We start from the raw sequence: 15,086 nt of genomic DNA, 5'->3' as shown, positions 1-15,086 counted from the left end.
ACAAAAAAAGCGTCCCCCGGGACGCTTTTTTTATGCCTGACAGTTGCGCCGCGGCTTGCTTCGTCCTATTCTTCAATTTATGAGAGCGACTACGCTGCTACTGCTGTTTTTTTTGCTTCCTGTTCATGCGGAGATTTACCGTTGGGTGGATGATAACGGTAATGTTGTGTTCACTGATGAGCCTAAGCCGGGTTCTGAAAAAGTTGAACTGCCGCCGACAACAACCTACACCCCGATTCAGCAGGATGCTGAGACAGATGATTTGTTGAAGTTAACACCGGGTGATGACCAACCAGGCTCTGATACCGAGGCCGACATTCCCGACTATCAGATTCGTATCGCATCGCCTGCCGATGGTGAAAGCATCTGGGTTAACAATGGTGATGTCACTGTTAGCATGATTGTAGAGCCAGCACTTGATGTCGAGCGCGGTCACCGAATCGCTGTCGAACTCAATGGTCAGGCGGTATCTGAACCGCAGCAGTCCACAACACTTCAGCTGAACAATCTGAGTCGTGGCTCATATTCGCTTTTCGCCTTGATTGTTGATGATAGTGGAAATACGCTGGCTAGCTCAGCGAGTGTCAGTTTTCAACTGCATCGTAGTTCAATACAGAATAATTCCAACCTGGTACCACCTGGTCCAACAGGCGGTTCACCTCAAAATACCGGCGTATCACCACCGGGACCCACTGGTGGCAGGCCATCGCCGGCACCTTCTCCAAGCCCATCTCCGGGTAACAACTAATGCACCTTATTGGTGCGATGAGGCGGTGATTTAGTGTTATATTGCCTCTGCAATCAGAAGTAAAGCTACTTGTCTGTTACACAGCGCAGGTGAGTTTTACCACCAATCAACAGCTTACCAGCTATGTTACGCAAAACGTCCATAAATGGAGCGTTTTTTGCTAACAGCTGACCATGTACATGAGTGCCATCACAATGAGTCACAATGCCATTGCCAGTAATGATGTGCTGGAAAACCTGACGACTGCCGTTCTGGTTCTGGATACATCTCTGCGCGTCTGTTATATCAACACTGCCACTGAAATCCTGTTCGAAATCAGCCAACGACAGGCTGAACATATCCCGCTGCAAACACTGTTGCCGGGAGAAAAACGGCTGATTCACTCTCTCAGAAGGGTGGTTTCTACCGGCCAGGCTCTGATAGAGCGTGAGGTTCGCCTGTTCCTGCCTGCCAGCGGTGAGATTCTGGCTGATTGTGCGATCAAAATGCTTGATATCGATGAACCTTACCTGATCCTGGAACTGGCCCAGCTTGATTATCAGCAAAGAATCAACCGTGACGAAAATCTGCATACCCAGCAACAGGTTGTCCGCGGGTTGGCTCACGAGATCAAGAATCCGCTGGGGGGCCTGCGAGGCGCGGCTCAACTTTTGGAACGACAGCTTGACTCAGAAGATCTGAAGGAATACACGAGAATCATCATTACTGAGGCGGACCGTCTGCAGAATTTGATGAATCGTATGCTGGGGCCAAATCAGCATCCTGAAAAGCGTGATACGAATATTCATGAAGTTCTGCAGCATGTCAGACAATTGGTGGATATCGAAGTCGACGAGCGGCTCAAGTTTAAAATTGATTATGACCCCAGTATTCCCGAGCTCTATGCGGACTTTGATCAACTGATCCAAATATTTCTCAATATCGTTCGCAATGCCGTTCAGGCGATGAACGGTGTTGGCCTGATTACCCTGCGTACCCGTATTCAGCGCAATATCACAATTGAAAAACAGTATTACCGTCTGGGCGTCTTAGTTGAAATTGAAGACAACGGCCCCGGCATCCCTAAATCTTTACAGGATAGTCTATTTTACCCACTGGTTACCGGACGTGCTGATGGCACCGGTCTGGGACTGTATCTGGTACAGAATCTGGTTCAGAGAAATGGTGGCACAGTGTCGTGTCATAGCCATCCGGGACAGACTATCTTCTCAGTTATATTTCCTTTGGAGTTAGCACGTGAACGCCACTAAAGCGATAGCCTGGATTGTCGACGATGACCGGTCCATACGATGGGTCTTGCAGAAAGCACTGGAAGCGGTAGATATCACGGTTCGCGCCTTTGAAACAGCCGATGTTGTTTTACATGAATTAAAACAGGGGCGAGAAGAAGCGCCCGATGTGTTGATTAGTGATATCCGCATGCCAGGTATCGACGGTCTGCAACTGCTCTCCGAAATCAAACAACGGTATCCGGAACTGCCGGTGATCATTATGACGGCTTATTCAGACCTGGACAGCGCCGTCTCAGTCTACGAAGGAGGGGCTTTTGAGTATCTGCCTAAGCCATTTGATGTGGACGAGGCTGTGGAGTTGGTTCAGCGTGCCGTGGCACATAGTAGGGAGCAGGAAAAAAGCCCGTCAGAGGATTTTAATCTTGGTGCCGAGATTGTTGGTGAAGCACCGGCCATGCAGGAAGTTTTCAGAGCGATAGGTCGCTTGGCCCGCTCTAACATCACCGTGCTGATCAATGGTGAATCCGGTACCGGTAAAGAATTGGTTGCCCAGGCATTGCATCGTCATAGCCCGAGACGCCAGTCGCCATTCATTGCACTGAATATGGCTGCCATCCCCAAGGAGTTGCTGGAGTCCGAACTGTTCGGTCACGAAAAAGGTGCTTTTACCGGAGCACATGTCCAGCGCAAAGGTCGCTTTGAGCAAGCCAACGGTGGCACCCTGTTTCTGGATGAAATCGGTGATATGCCGATAGAACTACAGACCCGTTTGTTGCGAGTGTTATCAGATGGCGAATTTTTCCGGGTTGGTGGTCACAGTGGTGTCAAAGTCGATGTCCGTATCATTGCCGCCACCCACCAGAATCTGGAAAAACTGGTCGAACGAGGTGATTTCAGGGAGGACTTATTCCATCGTCTCAATGTCATCCGAATTCATATTCCTTCTCTCAGGGAGCGTCGTGAAGACATTCCGGCACTGGTGGCCTACTTCCTTAACAAGGCGGCCAAGGAATTAAACATGGGTACCAAGAACGTATCACCAGAGGTAGAAAGCTATCTGTCGCAACTACCCTGGCCCGGTAATGTTCGTCAGTTGGAGAATACCTGCCGCTGGTTAACTGTCATGTCGCCAGGTCAGGTTGTACAAATGGACGACCTGCCGGTGGAACTCTCTGCTGAGCATGCAGAGAGCGGTAACAGGCAGGGCAGCGACTGGCAGCAGTTATTCCGTCAATGGGCTGCGAATAAAGCCCTGAGTGGTCAGGAGGGCGCACTGGCTGATGTCGTGCCATTGATCGAGCAGCTATTGATGGAAGTTGCGCTGGAGAAAACTGCCGGTAAGCGTCAGGAAGCAGCCAAGCTATTGGGATGGGGTAGAAATACGCTGACCAGAAAATTAAAAGAAAATTAGAAATCGTCTTGCATGGCCATAGGGTGCTATGTATAATGCGCAGTCTAATCAGGTGCGGGGTGGAGCAGCCTGGTAGCTCGTCGGGCTCATAACCCGAAGGTCGTCAGTTCAAATCTGGCCCCCGCTACCAACACTGATTACCAGAAGGCTCAAAACAAGTTGACTTGTTTTGAGCCTTTTTTGTTGTGCGTTAATAAATCATCCCATAGCGTGCTTCAGCCTGGTTTCGGCTGATAAATTCAGCATCGAGTAGTTCCCAGCGTTGCGGGCTGTCCATGACGATATCGCAACCCAGCGGCAGCTTGTGACCATTTTCCAGCGCGAACATAGAACGCCCGGGTTGCCTGACTTCTGCAAAATAGCGATCAAGCTGAATATCAACTATCTGGTCGGGATGTTCATTGATGATAAAAACGCGTAATCCGCCGCGTTGATTACAGTCACTGCTGGCGTCGGCATCAGCCTCTTTCACGAACTTGATAAATTTATCAGCTTTTAATGAGTCTGCCTGAGCGAGCGTCAGCGGTGATAGCGCGAGCATAAGCATAATAAGAGAGTGTCGAATCACGTTGTTTCTCCAGATTTAACGAGTCAGAGATCAAAAAACGACAGGTGTTTCATCAGTAGAGTTGCCTGAATCTCGCAAAAAGGAAACAATCCTGCTAATTCCCAAGTTTTATTCCTGTCGGTGCGAGTGTGAGCCCTCTGAGTCCCAGCGGTTTTTGTTGCTGTTAAGCGCTTGTTTTGTTACTATTCTGTGCTTTCTGGGAAGTCAGTAACTCAGCTAACGATGATTAGTGTCGTGCTGACCGAGGCAGAGCGGGACTGGCAACGCCCGCGTCACAATGTTTGTAGATTCCGGGCCCCTATAAGGGGTTTTTGTTTTTCTGGAGATTTGATTCTGTCTCCTGGAGTAAAGCGATAACGATGGCCATCACTGATCAGGTTGAACAACTCATTGAGTCTTCTATAGAGACACTCGGCTACGAACTGGTTGGTGTGGAGTACATCCAAGGCGGGCCGGACCCGATTCTGCGAATCTATATTGATGCCGAGCAGGGTATCAGCATTGAAGACTGCGAACGGGTCAGTCATCAGGTGAGCGGTATCCTGGATGTTGAGGAGCCGATTCGATCAGCCTATTTGCTGGAAGTTTCTTCCCCCGGGTTTGATCGGCCTTTATTCAAGGCCCGTGATTTTGAGCGGTTTGCCGGTGTTGAAGCCAAAATCAGCATGAAACTGCCGGTGAATGGCAGACGAAATTTTAAAGGTGTGCTTCAGGGATTTGAAAACGGTGAGATATTGATTGAAGTGGATGGCGAAGTCTACGCATTGCCGCTGGCAAAGTTGGGTAAAGCAAGACTTGTTGCCTGAAAAAAGCGTATTATTGTCGGTTAATAAAAGAAAACTGGGTTGGATTAGTTTGCTGCGTAATCCACTGGGGGCGTGATGAATAACAAAGAAATTTTATTGGTGGTCGATGCCATGTCCAACGAAAAGGGCGTGGGCAAGGAAGTCATTTTTCAGGCTATTGAAGCCGCGTTGGCGATGGCGACCCGCAAACGTTATGAGATGGCGCTGGATGCCGCTGTCAAAATTGATCGCGTGACCGGCAATTATGAGACTTTCCGTCAGTGGTTAGTTGTCGAAGACGAAGAAGAACTGGAATCCGAAGAAACCCAGATTACTCTGGAAGAAGCCAGGAAAAAAGACCCGGAAGCGGAGGTCGGTGGCTACATTCAGGAACCGATGGAATCGGTTGAGTTCGGCCGTATCGCAGCACAAACTGCCAAGCAGGTCATTGTTCAGAAAGTCCGCGAAGCCGAACGTGCGCAGGTTGTGGATCTGTACCGTGAAAAAGTCGGTCAGATGATTCATGGCACCGTCAAGCGAGTTGACCGCGGTAACGTGACATTGGATCTCGGTGGTAATGCAGAAGCCTTCCTGCCTCGTGAGGAAATGATCCCACGCGAAAGCTTCCGTGCCGGTGACCGCATCCGTGGCTATCTGAAAGAAATCCGTCCCGAAGGGCGTGGTCCACAACTGATTGTCAGTCGTGTTGCACCGCAACTGTTGATTGAGCTGTTCACGCTGGAAGTACCGGAAATCAGCGATGGCATGATCGAAATTAAAGGTGCTGCCCGTGATCCGGGGCTGCGAGCCAAGATTGCGGTTGAAGCCAAAGAATCCCGTATCGATCCGGTCGGTGCCTGTGTTGGCATGCGTGGTTCACGGGTTCAGGCTGTCACCAATGAACTGGCTGGTGAACGGGTCGATATTATCCTCTGGGATGAAGATCCTGCGCGTTTTGCCATTAACGCCATGGCGCCTGCCGAGGTACTGTCTATTGTCGTTGATGAAGATGCCCACAGCATGGATATTGCGGTGGAAGACGGTCAGCTTTCTCAGGCAATCGGTCGTAGTGGTCAGAACGTCAGACTGGCCAGCCAACTGACCGGCTGGGAACTGAACGTTATGTCAGCATCCGAAGCTGATCAGAAAGCTGAGAGCGAAATCGGTGAGTTGATTCAGGCCTTCATGACGGATCTGGATGTGGATGAAGACGTCGCACTGATTCTGGCTCAGGAAGGCTTCTCTTCTCTGGAAGAAGTCGCCTATGTGCCGGAGCAGGAAATGCTCGACATCGAAGAGTTTGACGAAGATATCGTTGCCGAACTGCGTTCACGAGCACGTGATGTGCTGTTGACCCGGGCGATTGCCAGCGAAGAACAACTGGAATCAGCAGCACCGTCACAGGAACTGCTGGATATGGACGGCATGACGCGCGACCTGGCCCTGACACTGGCCAGTAACAAAGTGACCACACTGGACGATTTAGCAGAGCTGGCCGTAGATGAACTGGTCGAAATCGGTGGTATGAACGAAGAGCAAGCTGCAGCAATGATCATGAAAGCCAGAGAGTCATGGTTTGCAGACGAAAAAACAGATGCAGGGGAGTAACCAATGAGTGACATGAGGGTTAAAGACCTGGCTGGCACAGTCGGAATCACAGCTGAACGATTGGTCGAACAGCTGAATGAAGCGGGGATTAACGTCTCAAAGCCTGATGATCTGATTACCGAAGAGCAAAAGCAGACATTGCTCAAGTTTCTGCAGCAGCGCCATGGCAAATCTGATGACAGTGATGCCTCATCGCCAAGAAAGATCACACTGAAGCGGAAGTCGGTCAGTGAAATCAAACTGGGTGGCTCGGCACGTGGCGGCAAAAGCGTCAGTGTTGAAGTCAGAAAAAAGCGTACTTACGTTAAGCGTGGCGAAGCCGAACAGCCTAATGCTGCCGCTGAAGATTTGCTCAAGCAAAAAGCAGCCGAGGAGCATGCGGCTGAGGTAGCGCGTCAGGAAGAACAGCGCCTGCTGGAAACCAAACGCAAGCAGGAAGAAGCGGCTCGCCTGAAGCAGCAACTGGATGAACAGGAAGCGGCCGAAGTCGCTGCTGCCATTGAGGCTGAAAACAAGGCAAACGAAGAAGCGCAGCGCGCTGCTGAAGAAGAGCAAAAAGCGATTGAAGCCGAAGCCAAGGCCAAAAAGCCTGCCGCCAAAGGCAAACAGAAAGAAGAAGAACAACTGACAGCCTCGCAACTGGCCCATAAAAAGCTGGAAGAGGCTGACGCCAAGCGTCGTGCTGCCAATCTGGCCCGTATTGAGGCGGAAAAAGCCCTTGAAGCCAAGCGTAAAGCCCGTGAGGAAGAAGAGGCGCTGGAGAAGGCCCGCGAAGAAGCTAAAGCGGCGGCTGCCGAAGCGCAGGCAAAAGAACAAAAAGCCGCAGCGCGTAAAACCAAGGACGCAGAAGCCAAGCATGAGCGTGGTAAGTCTGCCCGCCGTGGTGGTCGCCGTGAAGATGACGATGACTTTGAGCGTAAAGAGTTACACGTTAGCGAAGGTAAAGGTGGTCGCCGCAAGAAGAAAAAAGGGGCGGCAGCAGGTCGTGTTGCAGTCAGAGATCAGGAACACGGCTTCTCCAAACCGACTGCGCCGGTGGTACGTGAGGTTAATGTTCCGGAAACCATCAACGTGTCTGATCTGGCACAGCGTATGTCAGTCAAGGCGGGTGAGGTTATCAAAGCCCTGATGGGGCTGGGTACCATGGCCACGATCAATCAGGTACTGGATCAGGACACCGCTGTCATCGTGGTCGAAGAAATGGGCCATGTCGCCAAACCGATTCGTGAAAATGAAGTGGAAGAAGCGCTGCAGGTCTCGGACGAAGACCTTGGCGAAGCGGTTACCCGGGCACCGGTAGTCACGGTCATGGGTCACGTCGATCATGGTAAAACTTCACTGCTCGATTATATCCGCCGCACCAAGGTGACTTCAGGTGAAGCCGGTGGTATCACACAGCACATCGGTGCTTACCGGGTTGAAACCAGTCGCGGTGAGATCGCATTCCTGGATACCCCGGGTCACGCAGCCTTTACCGAGATGCGTTCACGCGGTGCTAAAGTCACGGATATCGTTGTGCTGGTTGTCGCAGCAGACGATGGTGTCATGCCGCAGACCATTGAAGCCGTTCAACACGCCAAAGCAGCAGAGTCTATTGTTATCGTTGCCGTTAACAAAATGGACAAGCCGGAAGCGAATCCGGACCGCGTCAAGCAGGAACTGGCTAACCACGAAGTCATCCCCGAAGACTGGGGTGGTGACGTGCAGTTTGTACCGGTATCGGCACTGACGGGTGAAGGCGTGGAAGATCTGCTGGAAGCCATTTCACTGCAAGCTGAAATCATGGAGCTGAAAGCACCTGAAAAAGGTCCGGCGCATGGTACTGTCATTGAAGCGCGCCTGGATAAAGGCCGCGGAACAGTGGTCACTGTACTGGTTCAACAGGGTACCCTGAACAAGGGCGATATCGTGGTAGTCGGTCAGGAGTATGGCCGTGTACGCGCCATGTTTAACGAAAAAGGCGAACAGGTCGACACGGCGGGTCCATCCACACCGGTAGAGTTGCTGGGTCTGTCAGGTACGCCGGCTGCCGGTGATGAACTGCAGGCAGCACCGGATGACAAAACCGCCCGTGAGATTGCCGATTTCCGTCATACCAAAGCGCGTGAACAGAAAATGGCACAGCAACAGGCTGCGAAGCTGGATGACATGTTCAACAAGATGGAAGAGGGCGATGTCAAAACTCTCAACGTGGTCATCAAAGGGGATGTTCACGGTTCGGTTGAAGCCGTCAGCCAGGGGCTGCAGAAACTGTCTACGGATCAGGTGAAAGTCCGCGTAGTTGGCTCTGGTGTCGGTGGTATCAATGAAACTGATGCGCAACTGGCAGCGGCCTCTGATGCGATTTTGATTGGCTTTAATGTTCGTGCTGATAACGCCGCACGCAAGGTGATTGCTGAAAAAGGCCTAGATGTACAGTACTTCAGCATCATTTATGACTTGCTGGATGTGGTAACCAAGGCTATGACCGGCATGCTGGAACCGGTATTCCGTGATGAAATCATCGGTCTTGCCCGAGTTGATGATGTGTTCCGTTCACCGAAATTCGGTGACATTGCTGGTTGTCTGGTATTGGAAGGCACCGTCAAGCGTAATAATCCGATTCGCGTACTGCGTGACAACGTGGTGATTTACGAAGGTGAACTCGAGTCACTGCGTCGCTTCAAGGACGATGTTAATGAAGTGAATGCCGGCGTTGAATGCGGTATTGGTGTGAAGAACTACAAAGACGTCAAACCCGGCGACCAGATCGAAGTCTACGAACGGGTTGAGGTTAAGCCGACACTATAATGGCCAGAGAATACAGTCGAACAAATCGTTTTGGCGAAGTGATAATGCGTGAACTCGCGCTGATGATTCAGCGTGAGGTCTCGGATCCCCGGGTGGGTATGGCGACAGTGTCTCATGTTGATGTCACCGCCGATCTCAAATACGCCAAGGTTTATGTCACTCGCCTCAACGGCTTTGAATCGGAACAGGATGCGGCTGAATGTCTGAAAGGGCTCAACAGTGCCGCCGGCTACCTGCGCCGCGGACTTGCGGGGCGGGTCAAGCTGCGCAACATTCCCGAACTGCAGTTTGTTTATGACCAAAGCCTGGAAAACGGTTTCAAAATGGATGAGTTGATTGCCCGTGCCAATGCATCCAACCGTCAGGAAGACGACTGAACCATTCAAGTGTATGGCAAGACGAAACAAAAAAGGCCGCGATATCACCGGAATTGTGGTGGTAGACAAACCCAGCGGTCACAGCTCCAATCATGTTCTGCAACAGGTCAAACGACTGTTTGACGCCAGAAAAGCCGGTCATACCGGTAGTCTCGATCCACTCGCCAGTGGCGTCTTACCTATTTGCCTGGGAGAGGCGACCAAAATATCCGGTTACCTGCTTGATGCGGACAAGGAATATGCCGTCACCTGCAGGCTGGGTATCACCACTGACAGCGGCGATGCTGATGGTGAGATCATTGATGAGCAGTCGGTGCCTGAATTTGATGAAACACAGCTACAACAGATTCTGACTGGCTTTATTGGGGAGCAGGATCAGGTACCGCCGATGTTTTCAGCCCTGAAATATCAAGGTCAACCGCTTTACAAACTGGCTCGTCAGGGCAAGGAAGTCGAGCGTAAGGCCCGTCGCATCACAATTTACGGGATTGAATTACTGGATTGTAGTCAGGACAGTTTTACCTTGTCGGTACGCTGCAGCAAAGGCACCTATATCCGGACGCTGGTCGAGGATATCAGCCATAAGCTGGGCACTGGTGGTCATGTCACCATGTTGCGCCGGACCCGGGTAGCCGGTTATGCGCTGAGTGATGCCGTGAGCCTGGAACAATTGGCGGAAAGCCGCGAAACCGGCCAACTTGACGCGCTCGATGAGCAGTTGGAAGCGGCGGAGAATGCCTTGCCGGACTGGCCGGTTATCAATCTTGATGAATCAGCCAGCAGGACGCTGAGTTATGGGCAGTCGATTCAGGTCGAACAGGACTATGAGCGCGCAAACGTCCGCTTATTTGATCAGAATGAAAAATTTATGGGCTTGGGTGAAATGTCGCCAGATGGAGTAGTCAAGCCAAAACGTTTGTTTGTCGCTGCGGTTTGATGACGTTCTCCTTGTTTAGCAAAGAGAAAGTCGGTAAAATTCTCAGCTCTTGAAGGGTTGGCTGTTCTGGTTGAGATCGGCTGGAACAGTTCAGAATTTAACTGCAAGCCATAGGGCTGCAAAAAGTTGGAGTATTCAATGTCTATTTCTGCACAGCAAAAGAAAGAAATTATCAGCAAACACGCACGTTCTGAAGGTGATACAGGTTCAGCGGAAGTCCAGGTTGCCCTGTTGACTGCGCGCATCAACAACCTGTCGGATCACTTCAAAACCAATACGCACGATCACCATTCGCGTCAGGGCCTGCTGAAAATGGTCAGTAGCCGTCGTAAGATGCTCGACTACCTGAGAAAAACTGATATCGAACGTTACCGTGCCCTGATTGCTGAATTAGGCCTGCGTCGCTAAGTTGAATCTGGTGACCGATTATATGCAGCGACCCCAGACTGTCATCAATAGACTGGGATCGATGATATAAGATATGCCCCTGAAGCTGTTGCAGTTTCAGGGGCATATTCGTTTATTAAGTTTAAGTTTGTCAGTTTTAATCAGTGCTGGAACAGGTCCGGCATTGAGAATGAAGAAGATAAGGAAAAAAGAGTGAACTCAGTAAAGAAGACAGTTCAATTCGGTGAGCACCAGCTTAGTCTGGAAACCGGAAAAATTGCCCGTCAGGCTGGCGGTGCCGTTATTGCCAGCCTTGGTGAAACCTCCGTACTGGTAACTGTGGTCGGTAAAAAAGACGTCTCCCCCGGCCAGGATTTTTTTCCTTTAACTGTTAACTATCAGGAACGGACCTACGCTGCCGGTAAAATCCCGGGTGGCTTTTTCAAACGTGAAGGTCGCCCCAGTGAAAAAGAAACGCTGACCTCACGTCTGATTGACCGTCCACTGCGTCCGCTTTTCCCTAAAGGCTTCCTCAACGAAGTTCAGGTGATTGCGACCGTCGTTGCGCTGGACCCGGAAATCGATCCTGATATTCCTGCGATGATTGGTGCTTCTGCAGCACTGGCTATATCCGGTATTCCTTTCAATGGACCGCTGGGTGCGGCCCGTGTCGGTTATGTTGATGGTCAGTATGTACTGAACCCGGGCAAAGCCCAACTGGATAACAGTGCGCTGGATCTGGTTGTTGCGGGTACCGAAAGTGCCGTTCTGATGGTGGAATCTGAAGCCTCTGAACTGCCGGAAGAAGTGATGCTGGGCTCGGTGATGTTCGGTCATCAGCAAATGCAGACTGCGATTAATCTGGTCAAAGAGCTGCAGGCCGAGGCCGGTAAACCCGCCTGGGACTGGACTGCACCTGAGAAAGACGAAACGCTGTACAACACGGTTAAGTCTCAGGCATACGAAGGCATTAAAGAAGCTTACGCCATCAGTGACAAACTGGCGCGTCTGGATCAACTGAGCAATGTACGCCAAGCTGCGGTTGAAGCGCTGGTCACTGAAGAATCTGATCTGACAGAAGATCAGGTAAAGAATGTCTTTTCCAAACTGGAAAAAGAATTGGTTCGCGGCAAGATCATTGCCGGTGACCCACGTATCGATGGTCGTGACACCAAGAGTGTCCGTCCTATCTTTGTCGAAACCACTTTGCTGCCACGTGTTCATGGCTCAGCCCTGTTCACCCGTGGTGAAACCCAGGCTATGGTCGTTGCTACACTGGGCGCTGAGCGAGATGCCCAGATGATTGATGCGGTCGAAGGTGAGTATCGTGACCGTTTCATGCTGCACTATAACTTCCCGCCATACTGTGTCGGTGAAACCGGTTTTGTCGGTTCTCCCAAACGTCGTGAAATCGGCCACGGTAAACTGGCCAAGCGTGGTATCGCTGCAGTCATGCCATCGGCAGAAGAATTCCCTTACGTGGTTCGTGTGGTCTCTGAAATCACCGAATCAAACGGCTCAAGCTCGATGGCTTCTGTCTGTGGTACCAGTCTGGCACTGATGGATGCCGGTGTGCCGATTAAAGCGCCGGTTGCCGGTATTGCCATGGGTCTGATTAAAGAGACTGATGGTTATGCCGTTTTGACCGATATCCTCGGTGATGAAGATCACCTGGGTGATATGGACTTTAAAGTCGCCGGTACCGAAAAAGGTGTCACGGCACTGCAGATGGATATCAAGATTGAAGGTATCAATGAAGAAATCATGCGCACTGCACTGGCCCAGGCCCGTGATGGTCGTCTGCATATCCTCGATAAGATGAACGCTGTGATCTCCACTCACCGTACCGAGATGTCGAAATTCGCACCGCGTATCATCACGGTGAAAATCAACGCCGATAAAATCCGTGATGTAATTGGTAAAGGTGGTGCGACGATTCGTGCGATTACTGAAGAAACCGGCGCTACTATCGACATTCAGGACGATGGTACCGTGATGATCTTCTCTGCTGATTATGATGCCGGCCAGGCCGCTCTGCGTCGGGTGGAAGACATCACTGCCGAAGTTGAAGTTGGTAAAATCTATGAAGGTCGTGTCGCTAAACTGATGGACTTTGGTGCTTTCGTCACCATTTTGCCTGGCAAAGACGGGCTTGTGCATATCTCACAAATCTCTGATGAGCGTGTTGAGAATGTCGGTGACAAGCTCTCCGAAGGCGATATGATCAAAGTCAAAGTGCTGGAAGTGGACCGTCAGGGCCGCATTCGTTTGAGCATGAAAGCGGTAAATGAAAGCGCTGAAGACTGATTAATGCCCTAAAAGGCGAATCCTGACAAAGCCCTGGCTGATTTATCAGCCGGGGCTTTTTTTTGTCCAAACCACCTGTTCAGGTTGATTTTGTTTCCGAGTATTCCGAAAAATAGTGTAGCCTTTATCAAAAAACAGAAAACTATCTAGAAATTATCTAAAATATTAGCTATTATCCCCGATAAAGGTATCGAATATATCAATTATTCGTTTTGATGGAACGGTTCAACATTCTAGAGGGTAGGGAAATGGAAAAAACAAAATTGGCACAGGTTGTGGCTCTGGGATTGGTGCTATCACTGTCAGCCGGTTGTAGTGGGAGCAGCAGTAAATCTGTCAGGAGTTCCGGTGGCGGTGAAATGGTTGATGGCGGCGGCGGTGGCAACGGCGGTGGTGGCGCTACTGGTGTTCAGACGCTGGTTGATGATGGTGGCGGTATTGTAGACAGCGCTGGTCAGACGGTGAGTGCCTTGGGTGATACAGTCAGCCAGATTGACTTACTGGGGTCTGGTGCTGTCACCAGTGGTACAGGTGACATTATCGCCAACACTGGAGAGGCGGTCAGCAGCATTGGTCATGGTTTGAGTAGTGGTCTTGGATCAATCAGCGAGAATGACAATGCAGTCGGCACAACGCTCGCAGGTGCAACCGGTGCTGTCGGTGAAGTCGGAGAGGCGGTGTCATCAGTTGGAAACACAGTCGAAAGCCTGAATACCCTGCCTGTCTTTGCTCAACTCAATGATTCCACTGGACTCCTGACACAACTGGGCGGCACTGTTGACTCATTGGGTGCGGTTGTTACTGATACCGGTAATACACTCACAGTGGCATTCGTAGGTGAAGATGGACAGCTATCCGGGCTGACAACAGAACTGACCGCCGTGGTCAGACCCCTGGTCAGTAACATTGACGGCACTACAAAAGTTGTGGGCCAGGCGCTTATCGTCGGACCATTGGCGAACAATATTCTTACTCAGGCTGGTACCGCTGTCGTTGTGCTGGGTGAGCAGCTTAAAGCTGACAACAATGCAGTACTTGCCGGAGCGGGAGGTACAGTCTCAGGTGTGGGGCAATTGGTTATTCACACTGGCGGTATTCTTGCGGTCAGTGATGATGACGAAGGGCAGGCCTTTGATCTGGCAGGTTTACTTGATACCAGTAACTTACCCGTACTTGGCTCACAAGAGGGGGGAGTGCTGGGTGGTACCGATGGCGTACTGGGCACAGTCGGTGAAACCGTCGAAGGTCTGACTGGTGGCGAGGGCGGTTTGCTAGGCGGCACCGGGGGTGTGGTCGGTACGGTGACCGATACGGTCAATGGCCTGACAGGCGGAGAAGGCGGTCTGCTAGGCGGAACGGAGGGTATCGTCGGTACTATGACTGACACTGTTGATGGTCTGACCGGTGGCGAAGGTGGTCTCCTGGGGGAGACTGATGGTGTCGTTGGTACGATCACTGACACAGTTGAAGGCCTCACTGGCGGCAATCAACTGCTCGGTGGTGTTACGGATACTGTAGAGGGGCTGACTGGTGGCAATGAACTGCTCGGTGGTGTGACTGAGACGGTGGAAGGACTTACCGGCGGTAATGACTTACTAGGTGGCGTTACTGGTGTGGGTGACCTCACAGGTGGCGGTGACCTGATTGGCGGGGTTACTGATACCGTCGGTGGCCTGACTGGTGGACTGCTCAACAGCGGCGGTGGTGGAGGTAATGATGACGGCCTGATCGACCAGGTCGATGATGCCCTACTGGATCCGATTCTGGGCGGGCTTTTGTAAGTATTTATCAAAACTTATGGTTGGAATTGGCATTCAACGGCTGGCCTGGTGTCATTCACGCTAAGACAATGCAAGATAAATATAAATTGATTGCCAAGCTCCATATCCATCCAAGGTGTGGCGACTGACTCTGTTGCTACACCTTTTTTTTACCT

General features: G+C 51.2%; 12 protein-coding genes and 1 tRNA gene. 12 read left to right on the top strand and 1 reads right to left on the bottom strand.

Annotation, left to right across the window (positions count from 1 at the left end; all coding sequences use genetic code 11):
• Positions 1 to 79: 79 nt before the first annotated feature.
• The 4 genes from OMQ46_RS11960 to OMQ46_RS11945 all read left to right on the top strand — a co-directional run bounded on the left by OMQ46_RS11960 (position 80) and on the right by OMQ46_RS11945 (position 3,521).
• Positions 80 to 748: a DUF4124 domain-containing protein gene (locus OMQ46_RS11960; RefSeq protein ID WP_266237215.1), complete on the top strand. Its 669-nt coding sequence runs from the start codon at positions 80 to 82 to the stop codon at positions 746 to 748.
• A gap of 173 nt (positions 749 to 921) precedes the next feature.
• Positions 922 to 1,998, top strand: coding sequence for a nitrogen regulation protein NR(II) (glnL, locus tag OMQ46_RS11955; RefSeq protein WP_266237214.1), 1,077 nt, complete (start codon positions 922 to 924; stop codon positions 1,996 to 1,998).
• Positions 1,985 to 3,391 (top strand): nitrogen regulation protein NR(I), encoded by a 1,407-nt coding sequence (gene ntrC, locus OMQ46_RS11950; protein WP_266237213.1) that lies wholly within the window; start codon positions 1,985 to 1,987, stop codon positions 3,389 to 3,391. Before glnL ends, ntrC begins: the two co-directional genes overlap by 14 nt.
• Positions 3,392 to 3,444: 53 nt before the next feature.
• Positions 3,445 to 3,521 (top strand) — tRNA-Met (locus OMQ46_RS11945).
• A gap of 60 nt (positions 3,522 to 3,581) precedes the next feature.
• On the opposite strand, the gene OMQ46_RS11940 is transcribed toward OMQ46_RS11945, so the two are convergent.
• Positions 3,582 to 3,959, bottom strand: a complete 378-nt coding sequence (locus OMQ46_RS11940) for a hypothetical protein (RefSeq protein ID WP_266237211.1) — start codon at positions 3,957 to 3,959, stop codon at positions 3,582 to 3,584.
• Between the two features lie 359 nt (positions 3,960 to 4,318).
• On the opposite strand from OMQ46_RS11940, the gene rimP reads away from it, so the two are divergent.
• The 8 genes from rimP to OMQ46_RS11900 all read left to right on the top strand — a co-directional run bounded on the left by rimP (position 4,319) and on the right by OMQ46_RS11900 (position 14,931).
• Complete coding sequence (gene rimP, locus OMQ46_RS11935; protein WP_266237210.1) at positions 4,319 to 4,765, top strand: ribosome maturation factor RimP; 447 nt, start codon at positions 4,319 to 4,321, stop codon at positions 4,763 to 4,765.
• A 75-nt stretch (positions 4,766 to 4,840) separates the two neighbouring features.
• Complete coding sequence (gene nusA / locus OMQ46_RS11930) at positions 4,841 to 6,352, top strand: transcription termination factor NusA (protein WP_266237209.1); 1,512 nt, start codon at positions 4,841 to 4,843, stop codon at positions 6,350 to 6,352.
• A 3-nt stretch (positions 6,353 to 6,355) separates the two neighbouring features.
• Positions 6,356 to 9,142, top strand: coding sequence for a translation initiation factor IF-2 (gene infB, locus OMQ46_RS11925; RefSeq protein WP_266237208.1), 2,787 nt, complete (start codon positions 6,356 to 6,358; stop codon positions 9,140 to 9,142).
• The gene (gene rbfA, locus OMQ46_RS11920; protein ID WP_266237206.1) at positions 9,142 to 9,519 is read left to right on the top strand and encodes a 30S ribosome-binding factor RbfA; all 378 of its coding nucleotides are present in this window, start codon (positions 9,142 to 9,144) and stop codon (positions 9,517 to 9,519) included. The genes infB and rbfA overlap by 1 nt, the downstream gene beginning before the upstream one ends.
• A 13-nt stretch (positions 9,520 to 9,532) precedes the next feature.
• The gene (gene truB, locus OMQ46_RS11915) at positions 9,533 to 10,456 is read left to right on the top strand and encodes a tRNA pseudouridine(55) synthase TruB (RefSeq protein WP_266237204.1); all 924 of its coding nucleotides are present in this window, start codon (positions 9,533 to 9,535) and stop codon (positions 10,454 to 10,456) included.
• Positions 10,457 to 10,594: 138 nt separating this feature from the next.
• On the top strand, positions 10,595 to 10,864 hold the full coding sequence (gene rpsO, locus OMQ46_RS11910) for a 30S ribosomal protein S15 (protein WP_266237202.1): 270 nt from the start codon (positions 10,595 to 10,597) through the stop codon (positions 10,862 to 10,864).
• 192 nt (positions 10,865 to 11,056) lie between these two features.
• Positions 11,057 to 13,150, top strand: coding sequence for a polyribonucleotide nucleotidyltransferase (gene pnp, locus OMQ46_RS11905; RefSeq protein WP_266237201.1), 2,094 nt, complete (start codon positions 11,057 to 11,059; stop codon positions 13,148 to 13,150).
• Positions 13,151 to 13,398: 248 nt separating this feature from the next.
• Entirely contained in the window at positions 13,399 to 14,931 is a 1,533-nt protein-coding gene (locus tag OMQ46_RS11900) for a collagen-like triple helix repeat-containing protein (RefSeq protein ID WP_266237199.1), read from the top strand.
• Positions 14,932 to 15,086: the final 155 nt, after the last annotated feature.

It is taken from the genome of Methylophaga sp. OBS1 (genome assembly GCF_026319365.1).
Note: the sequence above shows the minus strand (reverse complement) of the source record. Positions and strands in the feature narration are given on the sequence as shown.